This window comes from Blautia acetigignens, assembly GCF_025566865.1.
Lineage (GTDB): Bacteria > Bacillota > Clostridia > Lachnospirales > Lachnospiraceae > Blautia_A > Blautia_A acetigignens.
This window is the reverse complement of the sequence record NZ_JAOQJM010000001.1, coordinates 562046-588500: the sequence shown is the minus strand read 5'-3', so window position 1 is coordinate 588500 and position 26455 is coordinate 562046. Positions and strand designations below refer to the sequence as shown.

Below are 26455 nucleotides of genomic sequence, written 5' to 3'. Positions count from 1 at the left end.
AATAAAACAGAATTAATTTAAAAATATTTAAAAAAGTGTTGACAAATGTGGAAAGCCATGGTAATATAAGACCATCAAAAGAAAACAAAAGAAAAACAAAAAGATCTAAATCAAAGATCTGAAGGCAAATAAGATACAAGCAGAAAGGAGCTTAGTGATTCCAATGGGAACATAGAATTTCACCCCATCAATATAAGAGAGACAGGAATCGCATTTCCTGCAAGAAGACCTGATACGAATAACGTGTAAACAATCTTTTAGATATCACTTGATCAAGTTGATACTAAGAACCGTATCCAAGGTAATATAGAAGCGATTACTTATATTGAACAACTGTCCACCCCTAATACAAAGATTCAGAACTTGTGTAAAGAAACATTTTCTGAAGGATATAACCCTTATCACAGATAAGAACGATATCTTGAGATCCATATTGATCCATTAGAATATGAATCGAAGCTTTGCATTAGCAGAATATCACAATCGATATTCTGATCAGAAATACATCAGGAACTTCCGCTCATACTTTTCTTTTATAAGAGAGCAATGGACCGGTAAGTGGTTTTGGATTTAACATATTTAAGTTTGAAATTGTTTATAAGAATGATTCAGAGCATGAGAAGTATATCCGGTATTTCTGGAAAAGAATTATAATCCGTGAAATTATAATTTAAATCTATGAAACTTCTAAATAAACCGAATGATAAAAATCATATCGTTTATGAGCAGGAAATAAGAGAAGATATTTTAAATAAAAACAGGCAACTGAATATAGAACAACTGAATACAGACCACGTTGACAATTAATTTTGAAAAACGAGGAAAAGACCATTGAATACTGAAGAGTTTTAGGTCGGTCATCATTTGAAACGCAAGTACAAGTGATGACCGACCTTTTTGTCTGTAAGGAAAAATAAAGATATTTTGCAGGGAAACTTAGAAGTGGGGGATTTCCGGCTTGCGAAACAGGAGCGGATATAGTAAGATAACTAAGAATTAACAAGAAAAATACCGCATACCCAAACGGAAAATTATAATTAAATTACAGGAGAAGTTATGGATAAAATAGCAGTATTGGTTCCCTGTTATAACGAGGGGAAAACAATCGAAAAAGTAGTGACAGATTTTAAGAGAGTACTGCCGGAAGCAGTGATCTATGTGTATGACAACAATTCTACAGACGGAACTGCCGAAATCGCAGCGAAAGCCGGTGCAGTTGTCCGTCATGAATATTACCAGGGAAAAGGCAATGTAATACGAAGAATGTTCCAGGAAGTAGATGCAGAGTGCTATCTTATGGTAGACGGAGATGATACCTATCCGGCAGAATCTGCAAGAGAGATGGCAGATAAAGTGCTGGAGAGAAATGTGGACATGGTTGTAGGAGACCGCCTTTCCTCCACCTATTTTGAGGAAAATAAACGCCCATTTCACAATTTTGGAAATTCCATTGTAAGATGGGGAATCAATACATTTTTCAAAAATGATATTAAGGACATTATGACCGGATACCGTGCGTTCAGCTATCGGTTTGTAAAAACATTCCCGGTATTGTCCAAGGGATTTGAGATTGAGACAGAAATGAGCATTCATGCCATTGACAAAAACATGTTTGTGGAGAATGTGGTAATTGATTACAGAGACCGCCCGGAAGGAAGTGTGTCCAAGCTGAATACCTATTCAGACGGTATCAAAGTAATCGGAACTATTGTGCGCCTTTTCCAGACTTATCGTCCTCTTGCGTTCTTTGGAACCGTGGCTGCGATCCTTATGGTGCTGGCCATTGGATTTTTCATTCCGGTGTGGATCACATACGCAGATACAGGAATGGTGCCGAATTTCCCAACTCTGATCGTCTGTGGCTTTGTGGCACTGGCATCCATCCAGTCCTTTTTTGCTGGCCTGATCCTGCAGACCATGTACCGCAAGAACCGTCAGGATTTTGAAATGCAGCTGCACGACTGCTATGCAAGGAAACTGGAGGCAGAAAAGAAAAATTGATTTTGCAGACACGATTTAGAGCCTGTTTGAAAAATCATTCCCGCAATCTGCACGCCTCACTTTGCGGGAGATTTCACCCGAATTCGGTTGTCGTAGCCCGCTACGACGCCCTCATCCGGGTAAAATCTCCCACAAATTGTGACGCACATCTTGCAGAAAGCCTTTTTCAAACACGCTCTAGCCTGGGGAGAAGAAAATGAAAGAAGAAACAATGAAAAATGGCAGGACACTGCTGAAATATATCTTGTATGCAGTAGCACTTGCTGTTCTTGCAGAATTTATGATGAACCTGGATTATCATTCACTTTTGGGTGCACATGGGAATTCAAACCAGCAGCTGACTTTGTCCATGAAAGATGCGGAACTGGTCAACTGTGAGATCAAAGATGGAAAAGTAACAGCTGCAGGGGAGGACCCGCAGCTGATTTTTAAAGATATTAACCAAAGTGTAAGTTCCTTTCAGCTGGGCTTAAAGAGTCTGTCATCCTCTGTGTTGGATGTCCGTGTTTATTATGCCGCTTCAGGCGAAGAATTCTCAGAAGAAAAGAGTGTGGAATTTTCTTATTATGAAAATCAGAGATTTGTTACTTCCGCGATCAATGGAGAAGTGGAATCTCTGAGAGTCGACATCGGGGATCAAGAAGGGGATTCTTACGTTTTTGATGAACTTTGCTTAAACCCGCATACGCTGACCTATCTGAAGCACAGCTTTGCGAATCTGTCAGGCCTTCGGATCTTCCTGTATTTTATAGGAATTTTTCTTCTGTTTCTGGCAGCACAGGATTTTGGCAGATTTTGTGAAATGGCATTTCGTTACCGCTGGGTGATCGGCGCAATCGTAATTGCCTTTTGTACGATTTTGAAGCTGCATGGTTCCTCCATTGGAGTCCTTGGGGAACTTTTGACCGGAAGGGACGTTTCCAGAGTATGGGGAACCTCCAGAAGCATTCGGACAGATGAATATGTAGTGTTTACAGAGATGGCACTGTCACAGGTGAAATCAGGATTCCACTGGTTTTCAGATGTGTGGGGATATACACCTTCCGATATGTTTATTGTATATGGTCAGCCGGTGCTGAACCTGACTACATTGTTCCGCCCGTTTTCTATGGGATATATCCTGTTTGGTGCAGAACGTGGACTGGCATTTTACTGGTCTTCAAGACTTGTGATTTGTTTTCTGGTATCCTTTGAGTTTGGCCGTATTTTTACAAAAGATAAGCGGATGCTTTCCACCGTATACGCGTTTATGATCAGCTTTGCACCGGTGGTGCAGTGGTGGTTTTCCATTAACGAACTGGTAGAAATGCTGATCTTTGGACAGCTGGCGCTGATCATTCTTTATTATTATGTACGCACGGATTCCCTGAAAAGAAAATGCATTATGGTTGTGGGCCTGGTGATCTGTGCAGGCGGCTATATCATGACCTTATATCCGGCGTGGATGATCCCACTGTTTTTCGTTTTCCTTGCATGTGCGCTGGCCATGATCCTGGAGGACCGAAAGCGGATCCACATAAAGAAACAGGATGTACTGCTTTGGGGTGCCGGAATTCTGGTGCTGGCTGTGAGCATGGTTTATATTTTCAGTACTTCTATGGACACAATTACGGCAGAAATGAATACCGTATATCCGGGGGCCCGTACCTATGCCGGATCTATGGGCGATTTTGACAGGCTCTTCAAGAGCTGGAGTTCCTGGCTGTGGTCATTTGGAGATACAGGCAACCCTTGCGAAGAGTCGGATTTCATCAGTCTGTTCCCACTTGGCATGGTTCTTTCTCTGATTGCGTTAGTGAAAAGCAAAAAGAAAGATCTCTGGCTGATCGTTTTAAATGTATTCAATGCATTTCTGATCCTGTTTTTCCTGTTCAGAATGCCGGACCTTATTATAAAGCTGTCTCTTCTTGGACATGCATCTTATCGTCTGTATAATGCCATTGGTCTCCTGAATATTATTCTGCTTCTCAGAAGCCTGGCAGCATCGGAAAAAACAGCCGCAAATTTCAAGCTGTTTCTTCCAGTTGCAATTGTGACTGCCATCATGTCATACTGGGGAAACACAGCATCCATCACGCCTGCATTTAAAGTGATCATTTTGATTTCCGTAATTGGAGTTACCCTGCTGTTGCTTCACTTTGAAAAAAAGGAATACCAGATGGCGTTTGCAGTTCTTATGATTTCTGTAAACCTGGTGGGCGGCGGTCTTGTCAATCCGGTATGCAGCGGCCTTGACAACGTTTATAAGCTTCCTGTGGTACAGCAGATTGAGAAATTGAATTCCCAGGAAGAAGGTATGTGGGTAGTTACCGGAGACGCATTTATGTATGAAAATCTTCCTACCGTTGTGGGGGCGAAAACATTAAATTCCGTGGCAACCTATCCGGATGAGAAGCTCTGGGAAGATTTGGGACTCAGTGACCAGGATCAGTACTGGAACCGCTACGCACATGTGAGCGTAGAGATCGGTGACGAAACCAAGGTGGGACTTGGAGCAGCGGATGTACTGAAAGTAGAAGTAACAGCAGAGAAGCTGAAAGAGCTTGGCGTAACCTATGTTTTAAGCCTGCAGGATATGGAAGATACCACAGGACTTGAACAGGTTGGAGAAGCCAATAACTTTACGATTTATAAAATTGCATAATATTTATGGCTCTGGAAAATAGAAATGTCATAAGTATTAAGAAGAGGAGCGTATAAAGTGCTGGAGGCAAACGCAGAGAAATACATTCTTTTTGAAGATAAAGACATCATCGTATGCCGCAAGCCTGCCGGGATTGCGGTGCAGAATGCCAGGATTGGGGCGATGGATCTGGAAAGCGGCCTGAAGAATTACCTGGCATCAGCCGGGAATGGGAGACAGATTCCTTATCTGGCGGTGGTTCACAGGCTGGATCAGCCGGTGGAGGGCGTTCTGGTATTCGCCAGGAATCCTAAGGCAGCCAGGAATTTAAGCGCACAGATTACCGCTGGAAAAATGGAAAAAATCTACCTGGCAGTAACCTTTGGAAGACCTGCTGAATATGAAAAAAGTGAGACAGCAAGGAGCACGGAAGCAGATTCAGATGAGACCAGGTCAGGAAAAAAGCATGAACCAAAGATTTTGGAAGACTATCTGAAAAAAGATGGAAAAACCAACACCTCCTCCGTAGTTTCCCCTGGTACTCCCGGTGCCAAAAAGGCCAGACTTTCTTACGAAGTGCTGGACGAAACACAGGATAAGATCAGCGGAAAGCCCAAATGGCTGCTGCGCATTCACCTGGACACCGGACGCCATCACCAGATCCGGGTGCAGATGGCGCATGCAGGAATGCCCCTGGCAGGGGACCGCAAATACGGCTCAGACACCGGAATCCCTATTGGAACCGGGGGGCTGGCCCTATGTGCAGCCAGCCTGACCTTCACCCATCCGGCATTCGGAAAGGTGATGAAATTCCAGACAACACCCCAGTCTCCCGCATTTGACGGCTTCAAAATATGAAAAAATAATGAAAACTATGGACGGCAGACGGAAAACGTGTATAATGTAAAAGCAAGATTAAAATAAGGTTAACCAGGCAATTTAAGTTGCTTTTATAAAAAGACAGATGTTTTAGAGATATAAGGAGTGGACAAAATGAGAAAAGTAGCAGTGATACCTGCTGTTCTTCTGACTGTATTATGCACTTTGAACGGATGTAAAAAAGAAGAAGTTGAGAAAGTAATAGAACCTTTGGTTGCAGACATACAGACTGCAGAGACGTCACAGGAAGCGCAGGAGGAAGAGGACCCGGTTATTCCCGAAATCGATGCCTCCGTGGAAATTCAGCCGGGAGCCCGCATTGCGGTGGTAAGCAAGAGTACAAGCGGTTCCTACTGGAGCCTTGTGAGACAGGGAATGGAACAGGCTGTGGAGGATGTAAATGAGGCATACGGCTTTGGAAAAGATGAACAGATCACTATGACCTTTGAAGGAGCCAGTGATGAGAAGGATGTGTCCAGCCAGGTGAATACCCTGGATGCCGTTATCGCCGAGAATCCAGATGTGCTGTGTATTTCCGCAAGCGATACCAATTCTCTTCAGGCACAGCTTGAATCCGCCAAAGAGAACGGAATCCCGGTTGTGGCATTTGATTCCAGCGTAAGTGACAGCAAGATGGTTCGTGCTTTTCGCGGAACCGATAATAAACGTGTAGGCGAGATCGCTGCATACAGGCTTGCAGTGGCGATCGGCAAGATGGGCAAGGTTGCGGTATTTTCTGCACAGGAGAAGACTCAGAGCATCCAGGAGCGCGTAGAAGGCTTTACCAGCTATATGGAGAACTATCCGGATATTGATGTGGTTGAGATTGTATATCAGGATCAGGTAGACGACATGACTGCTGCTATGCAGGAAGTGCTGGAAAAGAATCCGCAGCTGGAGGGCGTTTTCTGTACCAATGCAGATATTTCCGACCTTTATCTGGATATGCCGAAGGATGAAACTCAGGATCCGGTTGTGATGGTAGGCGTAGATGCCACAGCCAAGCAGCAGGAAGCCATCCGAAACAGCAAGGAAGTGGGCGTTGTCTCCCAGCAGCCATATGCAATCGGCTATCAGACAATCTGGACTGCACTTTTGACCACAGCGCCGAATAAGAGCGTGGAGATCACCAGAAACCTGCGCATTGATCCGGCCTGGATCGATGCCTCCAATATTGACGATCCTGCCAACAGCGCGTATCTGTATTCCAACTGACTGACAGGAGCCGCAGACAAAATATAGAATTCACATAAGAACACAGAACTTACGAAAGAGAAACTGCTTTGTATAGCATGATTTTACCAGAGAATGGGAATGCTGTTACAAGGCAGTTTTTTTATATTTCCGGAGAAATTCGGAAGCACCGCAGAAAAATTTCTGACAAATTTTAGACAAAATCACAGGGTCTGTCTGAATTTTAGTCAATTCTGAAGGATTGTATAGCGACAAAAACAAATAAATTTGCTAGCATATAGTTACTTTTTGAAGTGTGAAAAAATTGACGATATGACAAAAAATACAAGTTGATTTTTAAACAATTTTCACAAATAAAGTTGCCATTCACACGGGAGTGTGTTAAAATCTGTCTATAAAATGAGACTTTAAGCAGGAGGTTTTTATGAAAAAGTGGGGAGATATAATCAGGAATCTGACAATGCTCAGTCAGTTTGGACTGTCCTTTATCACTCCATTGCTTCTGTGCCTTTTGATCTGCTGGTGGCTGACGGCCCATCTGGGAATCGGGGAATGGGTATTTCTTCCCGGCTTCTTTTTTGGTCTGGGAGGATCCTTTACAGTAGCATATAAGCTGTACCTGTCCGTAACCAGCCATCAGAGAAAAGAGAAAAAGAAGAATAAAGTTTCATTTAACCGACATCATTAGAAGGGAGACTAATATGAGCAGTATGTTTGCAAATGTGCAGCCCGCAGTGAAGAAAGAGACGAAGAAGGTTGCCATTGGTACATTTATTTGTGTAGCTCTGATGTGGGCTGTATTTGGAATCGGACACGCAGTTATGCCCCAGAAGATTCCGTTTGATTATACAGTGATCTTGGCCGGACTGATCGGCGGGATCGTGGCAGTGCTGAATTTTTTCCTGATGGGAATGACCGTACAGAAGGTGGTTTCCATGGAAGACGATAAGCAGGCTGCCATGAAGATGAAGACAAGCTACAGCCAGAGAATGATGTTTCAGCTTCTCTGGGGAGTTCTTGCAATTGCTGCTCCGTGCTTTCAGTTCGTGGCCGGGCTTCTTCCCCTTCTTTTTCCAAACATTGTGATCAAGACTGTGGGAATCCTGGGCGGTAAGCAGAAGGCATGAAGCAGCGCAGATAATTGTATAAGAAAGATTTTTACAAATTTAAAAATGACAGGAGGTGAGAGTACATGGACATAGAAATAACCGGTGGCAGGATATTCTATACGTTCCCCTTTGACATTCCCATACTGGGGAAATTCCAGATCACGGAAACGCTGTTGGTAAGCTGGGTGGTCATGCTTCTGATCACAGGACTGTGCATCTGGCTGACCCATGACCTGAAGGTGGAAAAGATATCCAAACGGCAGGCAGTTGCCGAGCTTCTGGTAGAGACAGCCAACAAGTTTGTAATCGGAAATATGGGCGAGAAATTCAGCTGCATGATTCCCTTTGTGGCGGCTTTATTTGCTACAAGCGTGGTATCCAACCTGATCAGCCTGATCGGGCTTCGAAGCCCTACGGCAGATCTTTCCACAGAAGCCGCATGGGCAATTGTGGTATTTACCATGATCACGGCACAGAAGATCAAGACCAACGGATTTGGCGGATATCTGAAGGGCTTTACAACCCCGATCAAGATTATGACACCGTTTAATATTCTTTCCGAACTTGCAACGCCCATCAGTATGGCATGCCGACATTTCGGAAATATCCTTTCCGGTGTAGTTATCAACGGTCTGATCTACGCAGCGTTAGCGCTGGCAAGCTCTAAGCTGTTCGGACTGATTCCAGGTATTGTAGGCAGTGTATTGTCGAAGATTCCATTCCTGGATGTTGGTATTCCGGCCATCCTGTCCGTCTATTTTGACTGGTTTTCCGGAATCATGCAGGCATTTATTTTCTGTATGCTGACAGTTATGTACATTGCCAATGCAGCAGAAGAATAATGTCCGCCAGAAAGACAAAGATTTTTGCAGAACAAAAATAAGAGAAATCATAAATAACAGGAGGATTTGACTATGGATTTTACAGTATTGGCAAAAGGTATCGCGCTGGCAGGTTGTGCAATTGGTGCTGGTCTTGCACTGATCGCTGGTATCGGACCTGGTATTGGAGAAGGTAACGCAGTTGCGAAGGCTCTGGAAGCAATCGGACGTCAGCCTGAGTGCAGAAGTGAGGTTACATCTACCATGCTTCTTGGATGTGCTATCGCAGAGACCACAGGTATTTACGGTTTCGTAACTGGTCTGCTTCTGATCTTCGTTGCACCTGGTACCTTCATGAGATTCCTTGGATAATAGGATGTGAATGGTAATTACCACAGGAGGTTAGAAGATGCAGGTACAGGAACTTGTAGGAATTGTGCCGTGGACGTTTGTTGCACAGATCTGCAACCTTTTTATCCAGATGTATCTGGTGAAGAGATTTCTGTTTAAGCCTGTCAATGAAATGCTTCAAAAAAGAAGAGAAATGGCAGATGCCCAGATCCAGGATGCCCAGAAGGCCAAGGAAGAGGCAATCGCCATGAAGACAGAGTATGAGCAGAATATGCAGCAGGCCAAAGAGAAGGCAAGCAGCATTGTGACAGAGGCACAGAAGACAGCTTCACTCCAGAGCGAGGAGATCCTTAAGACCGCAGCCCAGGAGGCGCGGGCCATGAAGGAGAAGGCAGAGAGCGATATTGCCCAGGAGAAGCGCAAGGCTGTCAATGAAGTAAAGAATGAGATTGGCGGCATGGCAATGGAGATTGCCGGCAAGGTGATCGAGCGTGAGATCAAGGAAGAGGATCACGCGAAACTGATCGATGAGTTTATTTCGAATGTAGGTGAGGCATCATGACGCAGATTGCCAGATTATATGGCGGCAGCATGTATGACCTTGCTGCCGAAGAGAAGATCACCGATACTGTGATGGAGCAGATGCAGACCATCCGGCAGCTTTTCGGGGAGAATCCCGACTATGTAAGGCTGCTGTCAGAGCCGTCCATTCCCAAGGAGGAGCGGACGAAGCTTCTGGAAACTGCATTTGGTCAGGAGGCAGAACGGTATCTTGTGAATTTTCTGAAGCTGCTGTGTGAGCGCGGGATCCTTGGAGAGTATGCAGGATGCTGCGAAGAATTTACACGGCGGTATAACGTGGACCACAACATTGCCACTGCAGTGGTGACCAGTGCGGTTGCCCTGACAGAGGAGCAGATGAAGGCGCTGAAGGACAAGCTGGAGAAGCTAAGCGGCAAGACCGTGACTCTTACCCAGAAGACAGACCCCACAGTGCTTGCCGGTCTTCGTGTGGAGCTGGAGGGAAAACAGCTGGACGGAACTGTAAAGAGCCGTCTGGATGGTCTTTCCAGGAAATTAAACGAGCTTATAGTATAAGGATGGATAGAGAAAATGCAGCTTAAACCTGAAGAAATTTCAAAAGTCATCCGCAGTCAGATCAAATATTACGATAACGCCATCAAACAGAATGAGACTGGTACAGTTCTCATGGTAGGCGATGGAATTGCCAGAGCAAGCGGCCTGATCAACTGTATGGCAGGCGAGCTCCTTGAGTTCGAAGATGGCAGCTTCGGAATGGCACAGAATCTGGAAGAGAACAGTGTGTCTATCGTATTATTTGGTGATGATTCCGGTATTGGCGAAGGTCAGACCGTAAAGCGCACCGGAAAGGTTGTATCCGTTCCGGTTGGAGAGGCTATGATCGGGCGAGTTGTAAATGCCCTTGGACAGCCGATTGACGGTGCAGGACCTGTAGCAACAAGCGAGTACAGGGCAATTGAGAGCCCGGCTCCTGGCATCTGTGAGAGACAGGGCGTAAACCAGCCTCTGCAGACAGGCATCAAGGCAATTGATTCCATGGTTCCCATTGGTAGAGGACAGCGTGAGCTGATCATCGGTGACCGTCAGACTGGTAAGACCACTCTGGCAGCAGATACCATCATCAACCAGAAGGGCAAGGATGTGATCTGTATCTACGTTGCCATTGGACAGAAGCGTTCCACCGTATCTTCCATGGTTGAAACACTTAGCAGAAACGGCGCTATGGATTACACCATTGTTGTTGCGGCTACTGCTTCTGAGGCAAGCCCGCTGCAGTACATTGCACCTTATTCCGGATGTGCAATGGGCGAGTATTTTATGCATAAGGGAAAAGACGTTCTCATCATTTATGATGATCTGAGCAAGCATGCGGTTGCCTACCGTGCACTTTCCCTGCTGATCCGCCGTCCGCCGGGACGTGAGGCATACCCTGGAGATGTTTTCTATCTTCATTCCAGACTTCTGGAGCGTGCCGCAAGACTGGACGAGGCACACGGCGGCGGTTCCCTTACTGCCCTCCCGATTATCGAGACGCAGGCAGGAGACGTTTCCGCATATATTCCCACCAACGTTATTTCCATTACAGACGGACAGATCTTCCTGGAGACAGAGCTGTTCCATTCAGGCGTTATGCCGGCTGTAAACCCTGGTATTTCCGTATCACGAGTTGGTGGAAATGCCCAGATCAAGGCAATGAAGAAGGTTGCCGGTACCCTGAAGCTGATTTATTCCCAGTACCGTGAACTGCAGAGCTTTGCCCAGTTTGGATCTGACCTGGATGCAGATACCAAGGCGCGTCTTGAGCAGGGTGCGAGAATTGTGGAGGTTCTGAAGCAGAATCAGAATGCTCCGGTTCCGGTTGAGAAGCAGGTAGCGATTCTTTATGCAGTTACCAAGGGAATCCTTTCCAAGGTGGCGACAGAGGATGTAAGAAGCTACGAGACCGGACTTTATACCTGGATCGACAGTGACCCGCAGGGCGCAGCTGCCATGCAGGAGATCCGTTCCACCGGAGCTTTGTCAGCTGAGACAGAGGCCAAGCTGAAAGCTGCCCTGGAACAGTATACTGAGAATTTTGTAAATACAAGACCTGAGAAATAAATTGTGACGAGGAGGAAACTTTATGGCTGCAAACATGAAAGCGGTAAAGCTGCGTATCAAAAGTGTGCAGAGCACCATGCAGATTACCAAGGCAATGGAACTTGTAGCATCCTCCAAACTGCGTAAAGCCAAGGAAAGGGCTGAAGTATGCCGGCCTTATTTTGAGACCATGCACAAGACTCTGGCGGATATTGCCCAGAGCAATACAGATTTTACCTCTGTGTATGTAAAGGAAGCCGTGAATGAGAAGCGCTGTTATGTGCTGATCGCCGGAGACAGGGGTCTGGCTGGCGGATATAATACCAACCTGTTTAAATGTCTGGAAGCAGCCTCTAAGGACCAGGATTTTGTAGTCCTTCCCATTGGGAAAAAGGCTGTGGAGTATTCGAAGCGCAATGGATTTGCCTGTGTTACAGAAAGCTTCAGTGAGATCGCGGATATTTCCGTGGCAGACTGCTTTGAGATGGCGAATCTGCTCTGTGGGGAATTTAAGAACGGGGAGTTTGGACATATTGATCTTTGCTATACCAAATTTGTTTCCATGCTTTCTCAGCAGCCGGATGCCATTCCGGTACTGCCTTTGGATGACCTGACAGGGGAGAACGATACGAAGGACATCCGGAATCTGATCCTGTATGAGCCGGATGCATCTGAGGTATTTGAAGCCATTGTTCCGGAGTATCTGGCCGGACTGATCTATGGCGCTGTGTGCGAGAGCGTTGCCAGTGAGCTGGCTGCAAGACGTACTGCCATGGAGGCTGCCACAAACAATGCCGAGGAAATGATCGAGAAGCTGAATCTGCATTACAACCGGGCACGTCAGGCAAGCATCACGCAGGAGATCACAGAGATTGTTGGAGGTGCGGAAGGAGTCTGATCCGGCCGCATAAAAAGGACATGTCGCCTGCCGGCGACATCACCATATATGAAAGTCAGCTGTTCCGCGCTGAGCGCTCCCACAGCTGCCGACCGCATTCGTAATCCGGGCAGTCGCCCTACTTACTCATACGGTCTAGCCCATCCGATATCCAAGAATTCGCTCATGCGGAGCATGGCTTATTCTTGGCTGCCGTCTGGGACTTTCATAGTATATGATATAAGGAGACTGCTAAATGAGCGAAAAACACATTGGCGAGGTTGTGCAGGTAATCGGTCCGGTACTGGATATCCGGTTCGGACATGATGAACTGCCTGCACTTCTCAATGCCATCGAAATTGATCATGAAGGCACCAAGCTCACCGCAGAGGTTGCCCAGCAGATCGGGGATAATACAGTGCGCTGCATTGCCATGAATTCCACTGACGGTCTGGTAAGGGGAACCAAGGCTGTGGACACCGGAGAGCCGATCAAGGTTCCGGTTGGAGAAGAGTGCCTGGGAAGAGTATTTAATCTTCTGGGCGATCCGGTAGATAACCTTCCAGCACCAGAGACCAAGGAGCACTGGGCCATCCACCGTCCGGCACCTTCCTATGAAGAGCAGATGCCGGCTACCGAAATCCTGGAGACTGGAATCAAGGTTGTTGACCTGATCTGTCCTTACGCAAAGGGCGGTAAGATCGGTCTGTTCGGAGGTGCTGGTGTTGGCAAAACAGTTCTGATTATGGAGCTGATCCACAATGTTGCCACAGCACATGGCGGACTTTCCGTATTTACAGGTGTTGGAGAGCGTACCCGTGAGGGTAATGACCTTTATAACGAAATGAAGGAGAGCGGCGTTATCGATAAGACCGCATTAGTTTACGGACAGATGAACGAGCCGCCGGGAGCACGTATGCGTGTTGGTCTTTCCGGACTGACGATGGCAGAGTATTTCCGTGATGTGAAGAATCAGGATGTGCTTCTTTTCATTGATAATATTTTCCGTTTTACACAGGCTGGTTCAGAGGTTTCCGCACTTCTTGGACGTATGCCTTCCGCAGTAGGATATCAGCCTACACTGGCTACTGAGATGGGGGCTCTTCAAGAGCGTATTACTTCTACCAGAAAGGGTTCCATTACATCTGTACAGGCTGTTTATGTGCCGGCTGACGACTTAACTGACCCGGCTCCGGCTACCACATTTACCCATCTGGATGCAACCACCGTACTTTCCCGTGAGATTGCCAGCCAGGGTATTTATCCGGCAGTGGATCCGCTTGATTCCACAAGCCGTATCCTTTCACCGGAGGTTGTTGGACAGGAGCATTATGAAATTGCCCGTGCGGTACAGAGAGTTCTGCAGCGTTATAAGGAACTGCAGGATATTATCGCAATCATGGGTATGGATGAGCTTTCTGAGGAGGATAAGCTGACCGTAAGCCGTGCACGTAAGGTACAGCGTTTCCTGTCACAGAGCTTCTCCGTAGCAGAGCAGTTTACCGGTATGCCGGGACAGTATGTTCCGCTCAAAGAGACTCTCCGCGGATTCAAGATGATCCTGAATGGTGAGTGCGACAGCATTCCTGAGAGCTGCTTCCTGTTTACCGGAACTATTGATGATGTTTTCGAGAAAGCAAAAAATAACCAGAACCAGTAAAGGAGGCTGCCTATGAGGACATTTCCCCTTAGAATCGGTACTCCCGACGGCCTGCTTTTCGAGGGAGAGGTGCAGCGCGTAGTCTGCCGCAGCATTACCGGGGACATGGCAATTATGGCAGGACACTGCAATTTCTGTACCGCTCTTGGAATGGGCGAGGCCCATGTGATTCTGGAAGACGGTTCTGTGCGAAGCGCAGCCTGCATTGGCGGTATGCTTACCGTTCTTGATGGAAGCTGCAGCCTTCTTGCAACCACCTGGGAATGGCAGGAGGACATCGACGCCGACCGTGCCGGAGAAGCCAAAGAGCGTGCCCAGGAGAAACTTGCAAAAGGCGGACTTTCCGACAAAGAATACAAAATCGCCGAAGCCAAGCTGCAGAGAGCGCTTGTGAGACTGAGCGTGAAAAGTTAAATAAGAGAAAGTCAGTTGATGACTTTAAAACATTAAACTCCCATCACATAAAAGCGTTGACATAAAAGAGTGGGAGCGTTACAATAAGATATCGGAAAAATAATGAAAAGGGCTGGCTTTAACCGGTCCTTTTTAATGTTTTCCAACAAAAAATAAAAAAAGAAACAAGGGGGACGTTTTGAAAGAAAGAGAAACATTCGGGTCGCGGCTGGGATTTATCCTGGTTTCCGCAGGATGCGCCATCGGACTGGGAAATGTGTGGAAATTCCCGTACATGGCAGGGAAATACGGCGGCGCGGCATTTATTCTGATTTATCTGGTATTTCTGGTGTTGCTTGGGCTGCCGGTGCTGGTATGTGAATTTGCGGTAGGACGTGCAAGCCGCAAAAGTACGGCAAGAGCATTCCACGATTTGGAACCGGAAGGCTCCAATTTCCACAATTTCAGCTACATGAGCATGGTTTCCAACTATGTGCTGATGATGTTCTACACAATGGTAGCGGGATGGATGCTGTATTACTGCTATGCCATGGCAGCAGGTAAATTAGCGGGAAAAGATTCCGCACAGGTAACAGATTACTTTACAGAACTTCAGGGTTCCGCTGGTACAATGACCTTATGGATGGTGATCGTAGTTGTTTTATCTTTTGGCGTTTGTTCCCTGGGCGTACAGCGCGGCCTTGAGAAAATCACCAAAGTAATGATGCTCTGCCTTCTGGCACTGATCGTAGTTCTGGCAATCCATTCCCTCACTTTGGATGGGGCAATGGAAGGCGTGAAATTTTATCTGGTGCCGGATTTTGCCTCCATGAAAGAAATCGGGATTGGAAATGTAATTTTCGGAGCATTGTCACAGGCATTTTTTACATTAAGCATTGGTGCAGGTTCCATGACTATTTTTGGAAGCTACCTGGGCAAAGACAGATCCCTTCTGGGAGAATCCATTCACATTACCGTGTTGGATACCTTCGTGGCATTGATGGCTGGACTGATCATTATTCCGGCATGCTTCGCATTCGGTGTAGAGCCAGGCGCAGGTCCGGGACTGGTATTTATCACGCTGCCGAATGTATTTAACCAGATGGCAGGCGGCAGAATCTGGGGAGCTTTATTTTTCCTGTTTATGTCTTTTGCCTCCCTGTCCACGGTAATTGCAGTATTCGAGAATATTTTGGCCTATTCCATGGACCGGAAAGGCTGGAGCCGGGGGAAAGCAGTAGCAGTGAATATGGTTGTAATGATCCTTCTTTCCCTTCCGGCAGTGCTGGGATTCAATGTGCTGTCCGGCATACAGCCCCTTGGAGCAGGAACCAACATTATGGACCTGGAGGACTTTATTGTATCCAATAATATTCTTCCCCTTGGCTCTGTGGTATTCGTTATGTTCTGCGTATCCAGATACGGCTGGGGATGGAAAAATTTCATCAAAGAGGCTGACACTGGCGAGGGATTGAAATTCCCCACAAATGTGCAGAAATATATGCTGTACGTAATTCCTGCAGTGGTAGTTGTAATTTATCTGAAAGGCTATTATGATATGTTTAGTCCGAAAGGACTGGCTGTGCTGGCTGTATGGATGATCGTAAGCCTGCTGGTGCTGGCATTTGTAGGCTGGATCATTTTCGGAAACAAAAAGACAAAGCGATAACATTTAAGACATAAGCAAAGGAGTGACCCAAAATGATAGCAGAAAAAATGAAACCTTACGTAAAAAACAATTCTGCAATCCGTATGATGTTTGAGGAAGGAAAACGTCTTCGTGCCATTTACGGACCGGAGAATGTGTTTGATTTCAGCCTTGGAAATCCAAGCGTTCCGGCTCCGGACTGTGTGCGCCAGGCAATCATTGACCTGGTAAATGAGGAGGAACCTACCATTCTTCATGGATATATGAGTAATGCAGGTTTCGAGGATGTGCGCCAGACCATCGCAGAATCTTTGAACCGCAGATTTGGAACTTCCTTTGCGGCAAAGAACCTGATTATGACAGTTGGAGCGGCAAGCGGACTGAACGTAGCCTTTAAAACAATCCTGAATCCTGGGGAAGAAGTCATTGTTTTTGCACCTTATTTCCTGGAGTACGGTGCATATGTAAGGAATTATGACGGCAAGCTTGTGGAAATTTCACCGGATACCGCCACCTTCCAGCCGAACCTGAAGGAATTTGAGGAGAAAGTCACACCGAAGACCCGTGCTGTCATTGTGAATACCCCTCACAATCCAACTGGAGTTGTTTATTCCGAGGAAACTATCAAGAAGCTGGCAGAGATTCTGGAAGCGAAGCAGAAGGAATTTGGCACCGTGATTTATCTGATTTCGGATGAGCCGTACAGAGAGCTGGCTTACGACGGCGTGCAGGTTCCTTATCTGACGAAATACTATGCAAATACCATTGTTGGCTATTCCTACAGCAAATCCCTTTCCCTGCCGGGAGAGCGTATCGGATATCTGGTTATCCCGGATGAGGCAGATGGAAGTGAAGAGCTGATTGCGGCAGCAGCTATTGCAAACCGTACCATCGGCTGTGTCAACGCACCGTCTTTGATACAGAAGGTAATTGCCAAATGTGTGGATGCAGAGGTTGATGTGGCAGCTTATGATAAGAACCGTCTTGCTCTTTATAATGGCCTGAAGGATCTCGGTTTCGAATGCATTAAGCCGCAGGGTGCTTTTTATCTTTTCGTGAAATCCCCTGTTGCAGATGAAAAAGCATTCTGCGAAGCTGGCAAGAAATACAACATTCTTATGGTACCGGGAAGTTCTTTCGCATGCCCTGGATATGTGAGACTGGCTTACTGCGTATCTTATGAGACTATTATGAATTCTCTGCCGCAGTTTGCAAAACTGGCAGAGGAATTTGGACTGAAATAAAATTTAGAAAATCGGAGGGGATTATGTCCAGTTTATATATCGTAATTCCAGCGTATAACGAATCTGCGAATATTGAGAGAACCATTGACCAGTGGTATCCGGTGGTGGAGCGGCACAATGATGAAGGCAAATCCAGGCTTGTGATCATCAATGACGGAAGCAAGGATCATACATACCAGCTTCTGCAAAAATGCGCCGCATCACGTCCCCTGCTTATTCCTCTGGACAAACCAAATGGTGGACATGGTCCTACAGTTCTTTATGGATACCGCTATGCTATTCAGAATCATGCAGATTACATTTTCCAGACTGATTCTGACGGACAGACCAACCCGGATGAATTCGAGCCCTTCTGGAACCAGAGAGGCCGCTATGATGCGGTGATCGGCACACGTTCTGTTCGCGGTGACGGCAAGTCACGGAAGTTTGTGGAGAATGTAGTGTGTTTTCTCCTGAGAATGATCTTCGGAGTAAAAGTGTCCGACGCCAATGCGCCCTATCGCCTGATGAAAACAGACCTGGTGGCCAAATACATCGGCAAGCTGCCAGAGGATTTCAACATCCCCAACATCATGTTCACCACATACTTTGTCCACTACAAAGAAAAAGTAAAGTTCATCGACATCACCTTCAAACCCCGACAAGGCGGAACCAATTCCATCAACGTGAAAAAGATCGTGAAGATCGGGTGGAAGGCTGTAAAGGATTTTTATAAGCTGAAGAAGGAGCTTTAGAGTGGCTTAGTGAAGAAATCGTTGCCCGGACGCGAGTTCACAAGGTATATTCATCGCAGGTCGTCGCAACACTCCGCCAACTTATGCGAATATAAAAATAAAAAAGCAGATAAATCTTAACTCACCCAGCTAAGACCTATCTGCTTTTTTTATTATAATTTCTTATGCATTCTTCTTAATAGAAGCTCTCTTCCTGTCACGGGAATCCAGAATCTTCTTACGGATACGAAGGCTGGTAGGAGTAACCTCCAGGAGCTCATCGGTGTCGATAAACTCGATAGCCTGCTCCAGGCTGAGAACTCTCGGCGGAGTCAGCTTCAGCGCCTCATCAGCAGAAGAGGAACGAGTGTTAGTCAGATGCTTGGTCTTGCAGACATTCAGCTCAATATCCTCTGCCTTACCATTCTGTCCGATAACCATACCGCTGTAAACCTTTGCGCCAGGTCCGATAAACAAAGTACCACGCTCCTGAGCTGCGAACAGACCATAAGTAACAGCCTCGCCGCCCTCAAATGCGATCAGGGATCCCTGCTTACGATACTGGAAATCTCCCTTATATGGAGAATATCCATCAAAAATAGTATTGATAATACCAGTACCCTTAGTAGAAGTCAGGAAGTTTCCACGGAAACCAATCAGTCCACGGGAAGGAATGTGGAACTCAAGACGAACAGAACCGTCGCTTGCAGTACTCATTCCCTGAAGCTCACCCTTACGCTCACTAAGCATCTGGATTACAGTACCGGAAAACTCCTCCGGAACATCAATATAAGCGATCTCCATTGGCTCTAACTTCTTGCCGCGCTCGTCAATTTTGTAAAGAACCTCCGGCTTGCTGACTGCAAACTCATATCCCTCACGTCTCATATTCTCAATAAGAACGGAAAGATGAAGCTCACCACGTCCGGAAACCTTAAAGCATTCAGTTGTCTCAGTATCCTCAACACGAAGGCTGACATCTGTATTTAACTCTCTGTAAAGTCTGTCACGGAGATGACGGGAAGTAATGTATTTACCCTCCTGTCCTGCAAGCGGGCTGTCATTTACCAGGAAGTTCATAGCGATAGTAGGCTCAGAAATCTTCTGGAACGGAATTGCCTCCGGGTTGTCGCCGCCGCAAAGAGTATCTCCAATATGAATCTCCGCAATACCGGAAATTGCAACAATAGATCCGATGGTTGCTTCTTTTACCTCAACCTTGTTCAGACCGTCAAACTCATAAAGCTTGCTGATCTTAACCTTCTGTTTCTTGTCCGGGTCATGATGGTTCAGAAGGGTAAGCTCCTGGTTCACAGAAATAGTACCGCTCTCAACTTTACCAACACCGATACGTCCAACATACTCATTGTAATCAATTGTACTGATCAGTACCTGAGTATCTCCATCCGGGTCTCCTTCCGGAGCAGGGATGTATTTCAGAATTGCCTCAAACAGAGGCTCCATGTTCTCCGGTGTATCCTTCAGATCCAGAACAGCATGTCCGGTCTTTGCAGATGCATACAGGAACGGACAGTCAAGCTGCTCATCAGAAGCACCAAGGTCCATCAGAAGCTCAAGTACCTCATCTACAACCTCATCCGGTCTTGCTTCCGGACGGTCTATTTTGTTAATGCAGACGATTACGTGCAGATCCAGCTCAAGAGCTTTTTTCAGAACGAATTTGGTCTGAGGCATGGCACCTTCGAAAGCATCAACCAGAAGGATAACGCCGTCTACCATTTTCAGTACACGCTCAACCTCGCCGCCGAAGTCAGCATGTCCTGGGGTATCGATAATGTTGATCTTTGTGTCTTTGTAATGAACTGCTGTGTTCTTGGAGAGAATTGTGATACCACGCTCTCTCTCAATGTCATTAGAGTCCATGACACGTTCCTGAACCTCCTGGTTGGCACGGAAAACACCGCTCTGCTTCAGCAGCTGGTCTACCAGTGTGGTTTTACCATGGTCAACGTGGGCAATGATGGCTACGTTACGTACATCTTCGCGTTTCGTCTTCATAAAAATCGAAATCCTTTCTTTATCGCGGCAGAAGAGGTTCTGTCGCTTTCTTTCCTTAATTAATTATAATGTGATTATTGTGCATTGTCTATAGTCAGATACTGTCCGTTGGATGTGTTCCGCGAGGTGTTTTTTGTGAACAGAGTTCACAGAAAACCCGAGAAATGCAGCGCGAAATCATGCTTGCATGATTTCTGTGCATCGCGTAGCGGTTGCTGTGAACGAAGTGAACAGTAACCAAATTCCCAGTTTACCACATTTTTCGCAGATTACAAGGTGTTAAAAAAATTTTTTTAAAATTTCTGGTTCTAAATGCGTGCATCCTCTCATAGATTTTATAGACCAACAAGTAAGACAAGTATCCCAGATATAAACGGGATGCCGGGAAAGTCTGCAGAAAAAAGTGAGAAGAGGAAGGAGAACTACATCATGGCAGATAAAATTATTGAAAACAATCAGGTTTCCATCACAGGAAAGATCACAACAGGTTTTTCATTCAGTCACCAGGTTTACGGCGAAGGCTTTTACACAATGGAGCTTCTTGTGAAAAGACTAAGTGACTCTGAGGACCGGATCCCTGTGATGGTATCTGAACGACTGGTAGACGTTACACAGGATTATGTGGGACAGTATGTGGAAATCCACGGACAGTTCCGTTCCTATAACAGACATGAGGAGAAGCATAACCGCCTGGTGCTTTCCGCATTTGCCCGGGAGCTGCGCTTTATTGAGGAAGAAGAGGCGATGACGCCAGTGAACCAGATTTTCCTGGACGGATATATCTGCAAGCCTCCGGTTTACCGCAAAACCCCGCTTGGAAGGGAAATCGCGGACCTCCTTCTTGCTGTAAACCGCCCCTATGGGAAATCAGACTACATACCCTGTATCTGCTGGGGACGAAATGCCCGCTACGCATCTGCCTTTGAGGTAGGCGGACATGTGCTGATCTGGGGCAGAATCCAGAGCCGGGAATACATGAAGCGGATTGGGGAAAACGAGACCCAGAAGCGAACCGCCTACGAGGTCTCCGTAAGCAAGCTGGAATATGTATAAAAACTGGCTCCACCCAGCTGATTTCCAGGCAAAAAGTTACTGTTCACTCCGTGATCAGTAACACGCTTCGCGATGCACAGAAATCATGTATTCGCATGATTTCGCGCTGCAATTCTCGGGTTTTCTGTGAACTTTGTTCACAAAAAACACCTCGCGGAATGTTACCAGTGAACAGTAACGGCAAAAAGACAGTGCATAGCCATGAAAAAAGCATAGCTTGCATTTCTGGCAGTTTTGCGGTAATATAAGCATATTAAAAATGGCGCATTTTGCGCGTAGCTGTAAAGGTACTGAACAGTTACTATTATTTTTAACAACAATAAGAGGAATCAGTATGGAAAAAGAAATGGCAGAGGTTTATTGCGGAAATGGCAGAGGCAAGACCACATTGGCAATTGGTCAGGCACTGCGCGCATCTTCTCAGGGCAAGAGCGTGATCATCATTCAGTTCCTGAAGGGAAATGAACGGCGCGAGCTGGATTTCCTGGAAGAACTGGATCAGCTGGACATCAAGATCTTCCGCTTCGAGAAGATGGAGACCTGCTACGACCAGTTAAATGAGGAAGAGCAGGCAGAAGAGAAACGCAATATTCTGAATGGACTAAATTTTGCCCGCAAGGTAATTGCAACCCAGGAATGCGATTTTCTGGTATTGGACGAGATCCTTGGACTTCTGGATAAGCATATCGCAACTGTGGATATGGTTACCGAGCTTCTGAAGCAGAAGGACGAATCTATGCATATTATTCTCACAGGCAACCGGGTAGACCAAGGTCTCTTGGATTATGTAGACCGTGTGACTACCATTACCACTCTCGAAAGAGATAAAATGCCGCTGGTCTGACCGGGCGTGCAGATTGCGGGAATGATTTTTCAAACACGCTCTAGAGCCTTTTTTAAACATGCTCTAAACTGCTGAAACGATACACAAGGATGAATAGGAGGAAGTAAAATGGCAATTTTCAAAGGCGCAGGCGTTGCAATCGTAACCCCCATGCATGAAGATGGAAAAGTAAATTATGAGAAACTGGAAGAACTTCTGGAATACCAGATTGCCAACAGTACAGATGCGATCATTATCTGCGGTACCACAGGCGAGTCTTCTACCCTGACACATGGAGAGCATCTTCAGACGATCAAATTCGCAATTGACAAGGTAGCCGGAAGAGTTCCTGTAATCGCAGGTACAGGCTCCAATTGTACAGAGACTGCAATTATGATGTCTCAGGAAGCTGCTTCTTACGGAGCTGACGCTCTTCTGATCGTAACTCCATATTACAACAAGGCAAGCCAGAAGGGACTGATCCGTCACTACACAGAGATTGCGAATTCCGTGCCGGATACTCCGATCATTATGTATAACGTACCAAGCCGTACAGGCTGCAATATCCAGCCTGCCACAGCAGTCACACTTGCCAAGAATGTGAAGAACATTGTAGGAATCAAGGCTGCAAGCGGAGATCTTTCCCAGATCGCCAAGATGATGTCCATGGCTGACGGATGCCTTGAGCTTTATTCCGGAAATGATGATCAGGTACTTCCGATCCTTTCTCTTGGCGGACTTGGTGTAATCTCCGTATTATCCAACGTTGCTCCGAAGAACACCCATGACATGGTTATGAAATTTATGGAAGGTGATCTTGCAGGTGCTGCCAAGCTTCAGCTGGATGCTGTTCCGCTGATCAACGCATTGTTCTGCGAGGTAAACCCGATTCCGGTTAAAACTGCCCTGAACCTGATGGGATGGAAGGTCGGACCGACCCGTATGCCTCTTTGCGAGATGGAGACAGAGAATGAGGAGAGACTGAAGAAGGCTCTCACAGATTACGGAATTAAGCTTGCATAAGAGAGGAAGTAATTACAATGGTTAAAATTATTATGCACGGATGCAATGGTCACATGGGACAGGTTATCTCCGAAATCGTTGAGAAGGATCCCAATGCCCAGATCGTAGCAGGAATTGACATTGCAGACCAGGGGAAAAACAGCTATCCGGTATTCACAAATATTGATGAGTGCCAGGTAGAGGCAGATGCTGTCATCGATTTTTCCTCACCCAAGGCTTTTGACAAGCTGATGGATTATTGTGAGAAAAGAAATATGCCGGTTGTTCTTTGCACCACAGGTTTAAGCGAGGAGCAGCTTGCCAGAGTAGAAGAGAGTGCGAAGAAGATCGCAGTTCTCAAATCTGCCAACATGTCCCTTGGAATCAACACTCTTCTGAAGCTGGTTCAGGATGCTGCCAAAGTTCTGGCAACAGCCGGCTTTGACATGGAGATCGTGGAGAAGCATCACAACCTGAAGGTGGATGCCCCAAGCGGAACTGCCCTTGCCCTTGCAGACAGCCTGAATGAGGCAATGGACAATCAGTATCATTATGTATATGACCGCAGCCAGAGAAGAGAGAAGCGCGATGCTAAGGAAATCGGTATTTCTGCAGTGCGCGGCGGCTCTATCGTTGGAGAGCATGAGGTAATTTTTGCCGGCCAGGACGAAGTAATCGAGTTCAAGCATACCGCATATTCCAAGGCAATATTTGGCAAAGGCGCTGTAGAAGCAGCCAAATATCTTGCCGGAAAACCAGCCGGAAGATACGATATGAGCGATGTGATCGCTGGCTAAGATATACAAAAAAAGTAAAAGTCATACAAAAAAATTGTTGAATTTATGGATTTACAGACAGGAATCTGTTTGCTATAATTCCACCATAACAAGTTGCAACGGAGCAAACTACTAAGTGGTTTGCTCCGTTTTTTATTTGCAGAAAGGGCTGCCGTCAGGCGGCCTTTTTGCGTATCATCAGCTGGAAGATAAGATAGTATTTTCTGCGCAGGCTATCTGTACCGGCGAGAGTCAGAGAGGAGAAATCATTATGAGAAAAACAGCAAAAGCAATGGCACTTCTTACAGCAGCATCTATGATCATGACCGCTTTTACTCCGGTATATGCAGAGAGTACAGATGACACTGCAGCAGTAGACTGGGAAAACGGAGACAACATTAAAGCAATCAAGGAAAAAGGCGTGATCACAGTAGCAACCGGAACTTATGTACCTTTTGAGTACCGTGATGACGACAACAATATTGTAGGGTTTGACATTGACCTGGCTCAGTATATTGCAGATAAGCTGGGGGTGGATATGGAAGTGACAGACATGGAATTCCAGTCCATTGTTCCATCCATCCAGAACGGAGAATATGATTTTTCCATCGCAGCCATGTATAAAACAGATGAGCGCTGCGAGGTCGTGGACATGTCCAAATCCTATTGCGACAGCGGTATGATCCTTGCGGTAAAAGAAGATTCCGAATATGCAGACACCATCAAGAGCCTGGCTGACTGTGATGGCCTGAAGGTAGCAGTAAAGGAAGGTGCAACCTCCTACAATGTGGCACAGAGCTTCCTGGATGAAAACCCGGATGTTTCTTATGAAATCGTTCAGTATAAAGATACCGTTGGATGCGTTTCCGATCTTCTTGCAGGCCGTGTGGATGTTGTAGTCAATGACCTTCTGAATCAGAAGATCCTTTCCCAGGAATATGAGGGAACCAAGATCGTATGTGATCCATTCACACATGCAGAGAATGCAATTGCAGTACAGAAAGGAAAAGATGACCTGCTTGCATTTATCAACGAGTGCATTGACGACTACTATGCAGACGGCACTTACGATGCACTGTGGACAAAATGGATCGATGCTTCCGGAGATGGAGAGGAAGCCGCTTCCGCAGCAGAGGATACTGCAGAATAAGATAAGAACAAGGCAGAAAAACGTGTTACTGTGAGCAGTAACAAAAAAGTAAGAAAGAAAGGATAAACCGGCTATCTTTACTGGTCACAGGGTAAATAGTATGGTAACATTGAAATGGTCACTTGTATTTGACAAAATGTCATCACTGCTTCATGGATGTGCAGTGACGATGGAAATATCGATTCTGACGCTTATATTTGGTACGGTTCTTGGCGTAGTGCTGGCGCTGATGCGCGACAGCCGCGTGAAGATCGTGGCAAGGATCGCACAGCTTTATATCTGGATCTGGAGAGGAACTCCTCTTATGATACAGGCATTCCTGATTTATTTCGGACTGCCCAACCTGGGAGTCACATTCAGCGCCATGACAGCAGGCGTGCTCTCCATGTCATTAAATACAGGCGCATACATTGCGGAAATCGTTCGCTCCGGTATCCATGCTATTGACCCTGGACAAAGAGAAGCAGCCAAGGCTCTGGGAATGCCCTGGCATCTGGAGATGCTCCGGATCGTGGCACCCCAGGCAACCAAGATCTGTATTCTGCCTTTGGTGAACCAGTTTATTGCAACCATTAAGAATACCTCCATTTTATCAGCCATAACACTGACAGAGCTTACCAGGGAGGGAACTCTGATCGCCTACAATTCTTTCCATTATTTTGAGCCGTACATAGCGGTTGCGGTATTGTACCTGATCCTGACAACTATATTTACCCAGCTTGCAGGAGTTCTGGAAAGGAGGATGGCATAAATGGCAGAGGACGTAATCTTAAGCGTAAAAAATATCAGCAAGTGCTTCGGAGATCTGGAAGTACTTAAAGGAATCAGCTTCGACATCCACAAAGGGGAAAAGATCGCAATTCTGGGACCCAGCGGTTCCGGCAAATCCACCATTCTCCGCTGCATCAACCAGCTGGAAACCTATGATTCCGGTGAGATTGATTACATGGGAAAATCAGTGGACTCCGGCCAGGCGCTTCACCAGCTGAGACAGCATATTGGAATGGTGTTCCAGAGATTTAATGTGTTTACCCATATGAGTGTTCTGCAGAATGTGATCGAGGCACCTGTCCATGTGAAAAAGGTTCCAAAGCAGGAGGCAGTCACCCGGGCCAAGGAGCTTCTGAAAATGGTTGGCCTGGAAGGCAGGGAGGATGCCATGGCGAAGAACCTTTCCGGCGGACAGCAGCAGAGGGTTGCAATTGCCAGAGCTATGGCCATGGATCCGGAAGTGATCCTTTTCGATGAGCCTACAAGTGCACTGGATCCGGAACTGGTTGGAGAGGTATTAAACGTCATCCGTAAGGTAGCAGCAGAGGGCGTTTCCATGGTAATTGTAACCCATGAGATGAATTTTGCCCGGGAGGTTGCAGACAGGATTTTGTTTATGGAAGATGGCGTGATCGTGGAGGATGCGTCTCCGGAAGAATTTTTTGAACATCCAAAGAATGAGCGTATTCGTCAGTTTATCAGGAAAGTTGAGGAAAGATAATTCAG

At 46.3% G+C, this 26455-nt stretch carries 26 protein-coding genes and 2 pseudogenes; 26 read left to right on the top strand and 2 right to left on the bottom strand.

Going from position 1 to position 26455, the window contains the following annotated elements; translation table 11 throughout:
* Window positions 1–1056: 1056 nt before the first annotated feature.
* Window positions 1057–2001 carry a glycosyltransferase family 2 protein gene (locus OCV70_RS02675; RefSeq protein ID WP_021925153.1) on the top strand — a complete coding sequence of 315 codons (945 nt, stop codon included), beginning with the start codon at window positions 1057–1059 and terminating at the stop codon, window positions 1999–2001.
* Here OCV70_RS02675 and OCV70_RS19565 read toward each other — a convergent pair.
* Window positions 1965–2138 (bottom strand): annotated as a pseudogene (locus tag OCV70_RS19565) (DUF6783 domain-containing protein). The gene OCV70_RS02675 and the pseudogene OCV70_RS19565 overlap by 37 nt on opposite strands.
* On the opposite strand from OCV70_RS19565, the pseudogene OCV70_RS19560 reads away from it, so the two are divergent.
* The 17 genes and pseudogenes from OCV70_RS19560 to OCV70_RS02595 form a co-directional block, all read left to right on the top strand.
* Window positions 2088–2201: pseudogene (locus OCV70_RS19560) on the top strand (DUF6783 domain-containing protein); the annotation flags it as partial. The pseudogenes OCV70_RS19565 and OCV70_RS19560 sit on opposite strands and share 51 nt — an antisense overlap.
* A complete protein-coding gene (locus tag OCV70_RS02670) occupies window positions 2198–4645 on the top strand; it encodes a DUF7657 domain-containing protein (RefSeq protein ID WP_173765651.1) in 2448 nt (815 codons plus the stop codon). The pseudogene OCV70_RS19560 and the gene OCV70_RS02670, both read left to right, overlap by 4 nt.
* A gap of 57 nt (window positions 4646–4702) precedes the next feature.
* On the top strand, window positions 4703–5482 hold the full coding sequence (locus OCV70_RS02665) for an RluA family pseudouridine synthase (RefSeq protein WP_021925151.1): 780 nt from the start codon (window positions 4703–4705) through the stop codon (window positions 5480–5482).
* A 135-nt stretch (window positions 5483–5617) separates the two neighbouring features.
* Complete coding sequence (locus tag OCV70_RS02660; protein ID WP_021925150.1) at window positions 5618–6718, top strand: substrate-binding domain-containing protein; 1101 nt, start codon at window positions 5618–5620, stop codon at window positions 6716–6718.
* 403 nt (window positions 6719–7121) lie between these two features.
* Window positions 7122–7385, top strand: a complete 264-nt coding sequence (locus OCV70_RS02655; RefSeq protein ID WP_021925149.1) for an AtpZ/AtpI family protein — start codon at window positions 7122–7124, stop codon at window positions 7383–7385.
* Between the two features lie 13 nt (window positions 7386–7398).
* Complete coding sequence (locus OCV70_RS02650) at window positions 7399–7824, top strand: ATP synthase subunit I (RefSeq protein ID WP_021925148.1); 426 nt, start codon at window positions 7399–7401, stop codon at window positions 7822–7824.
* A gap of 65 nt (window positions 7825–7889) precedes the next feature.
* On the top strand, window positions 7890–8648 hold the full coding sequence (locus OCV70_RS02645; RefSeq protein WP_021925147.1) for a F0F1 ATP synthase subunit A: 759 nt from the start codon (window positions 7890–7892) through the stop codon (window positions 8646–8648).
* A gap of 72 nt (window positions 8649–8720) precedes the next feature.
* Window positions 8721–8999, top strand: a complete 279-nt coding sequence (gene atpE / locus OCV70_RS02640; RefSeq protein WP_021925146.1) for an ATP synthase F0 subunit C — start codon at window positions 8721–8723, stop codon at window positions 8997–8999.
* Window positions 9000–9036: 37 nt separating this feature from the next.
* On the top strand, window positions 9037–9540 hold the full coding sequence (gene atpF / locus OCV70_RS02635; protein ID WP_021925145.1) for a F0F1 ATP synthase subunit B: 504 nt from the start codon (window positions 9037–9039) through the stop codon (window positions 9538–9540).
* Entirely contained in the window at window positions 9537–10076 is a 540-nt protein-coding gene (gene atpH / locus OCV70_RS02630; protein WP_021925144.1) for an ATP synthase F1 subunit delta, read from the top strand. Before atpF ends, atpH begins: the two co-directional genes overlap by 4 nt.
* A 15-nt stretch (window positions 10077–10091) precedes the next feature.
* Complete coding sequence (gene atpA, locus OCV70_RS02625) at window positions 10092–11621, top strand: F0F1 ATP synthase subunit alpha (protein WP_021925143.1); 1530 nt, start codon at window positions 10092–10094, stop codon at window positions 11619–11621.
* 22 nt (window positions 11622–11643) lie between these two features.
* The gene (gene atpG, locus OCV70_RS02620) at window positions 11644–12498 is read left to right on the top strand and encodes an ATP synthase F1 subunit gamma (RefSeq protein WP_117851241.1); all 855 of its coding nucleotides are present in this window, start codon (window positions 11644–11646) and stop codon (window positions 12496–12498) included.
* Between the two features lie 235 nt (window positions 12499–12733).
* Entirely contained in the window at window positions 12734–14137 is a 1404-nt protein-coding gene (gene atpD / locus OCV70_RS02615) for a F0F1 ATP synthase subunit beta (RefSeq protein WP_021925142.1), read from the top strand.
* A gap of 12 nt (window positions 14138–14149) precedes the next feature.
* Entirely contained in the window at window positions 14150–14551 is a 402-nt protein-coding gene (gene atpC / locus OCV70_RS02610; RefSeq protein ID WP_021925141.1) for an ATP synthase F1 subunit epsilon, read from the top strand.
* Between the two features lie 178 nt (window positions 14552–14729).
* Window positions 14730–16199 (top strand): sodium-dependent transporter, encoded by a 1470-nt coding sequence (locus OCV70_RS02605; protein ID WP_021925140.1) that lies wholly within the window; start codon window positions 14730–14732, stop codon window positions 16197–16199.
* A 32-nt stretch (window positions 16200–16231) separates the two neighbouring features.
* Entirely contained in the window at window positions 16232–17422 is a 1191-nt protein-coding gene (locus OCV70_RS02600; protein WP_021925139.1) for a pyridoxal phosphate-dependent aminotransferase, read from the top strand.
* Window positions 17423–17445: 23 nt separating this feature from the next.
* Window positions 17446–18156, top strand: a complete 711-nt coding sequence (locus OCV70_RS02595) for a glycosyltransferase family 2 protein (protein WP_021925138.1) — start codon at window positions 17446–17448, stop codon at window positions 18154–18156.
* A gap of 162 nt (window positions 18157–18318) precedes the next feature.
* On the opposite strand, the gene typA is transcribed toward OCV70_RS02595, so the two are convergent.
* Window positions 18319–20154: a translational GTPase TypA gene (gene typA / locus OCV70_RS02590; RefSeq protein ID WP_117851234.1), complete on the bottom strand. Its 1836-nt coding sequence runs from the start codon at window positions 20152–20154 to the stop codon at window positions 18319–18321.
* A gap of 429 nt (window positions 20155–20583) precedes the next feature.
* Here typA and OCV70_RS02585 point away from each other — a divergent pair, with 429 nt between their 5' ends.
* The 8 genes from OCV70_RS02585 to OCV70_RS02555 all read left to right on the top strand — a co-directional run bounded on the left by OCV70_RS02585 (window position 20584) and on the right by OCV70_RS02555 (window position 26450).
* Complete coding sequence (locus OCV70_RS02585) at window positions 20584–21207, top strand: single-stranded DNA-binding protein (RefSeq protein ID WP_021925715.1); 624 nt, start codon at window positions 20584–20586, stop codon at window positions 21205–21207.
* A 334-nt stretch (window positions 21208–21541) separates the two neighbouring features.
* Window positions 21542–22051, top strand: a complete 510-nt coding sequence (locus OCV70_RS02580) for a cob(I)yrinic acid a,c-diamide adenosyltransferase (protein ID WP_021925714.1) — start codon at window positions 21542–21544, stop codon at window positions 22049–22051.
* Window positions 22052–22057: 6 nt separating this feature from the next.
* Window positions 22058–22126: a DUF6783 domain-containing protein gene (locus OCV70_RS20055; RefSeq protein ID WP_408610294.1), complete on the top strand. Its 69-nt coding sequence runs from the start codon at window positions 22058–22060 to the stop codon at window positions 22124–22126.
* A gap of 33 nt (window positions 22127–22159) precedes the next feature.
* Window positions 22160–23053 carry a 4-hydroxy-tetrahydrodipicolinate synthase gene (dapA, locus tag OCV70_RS02575; protein WP_117851230.1) on the top strand — a complete coding sequence of 298 codons (894 nt, stop codon included), beginning with the start codon at window positions 22160–22162 and terminating at the stop codon, window positions 23051–23053.
* 17 nt (window positions 23054–23070) lie between these two features.
* Entirely contained in the window at window positions 23071–23829 is a 759-nt protein-coding gene (gene dapB / locus OCV70_RS02570) for a 4-hydroxy-tetrahydrodipicolinate reductase (RefSeq protein WP_021925712.1), read from the top strand.
* A gap of 250 nt (window positions 23830–24079) precedes the next feature.
* Window positions 24080–24958 (top strand): ABC transporter substrate-binding protein, encoded by an 879-nt coding sequence (locus OCV70_RS02565; RefSeq protein ID WP_173765653.1) that lies wholly within the window; start codon window positions 24080–24082, stop codon window positions 24956–24958.
* A gap of 100 nt (window positions 24959–25058) precedes the next feature.
* Complete coding sequence (locus OCV70_RS02560) at window positions 25059–25709, top strand: amino acid ABC transporter permease (RefSeq protein ID WP_117851225.1); 651 nt, start codon at window positions 25059–25061, stop codon at window positions 25707–25709.
* Window positions 25710–26450 (top strand): amino acid ABC transporter ATP-binding protein, encoded by a 741-nt coding sequence (locus OCV70_RS02555; RefSeq protein ID WP_021925709.1) that lies wholly within the window; start codon window positions 25710–25712, stop codon window positions 26448–26450.
* The last annotated feature ends 5 nt before the right edge of the window (window positions 26451–26455 follow it).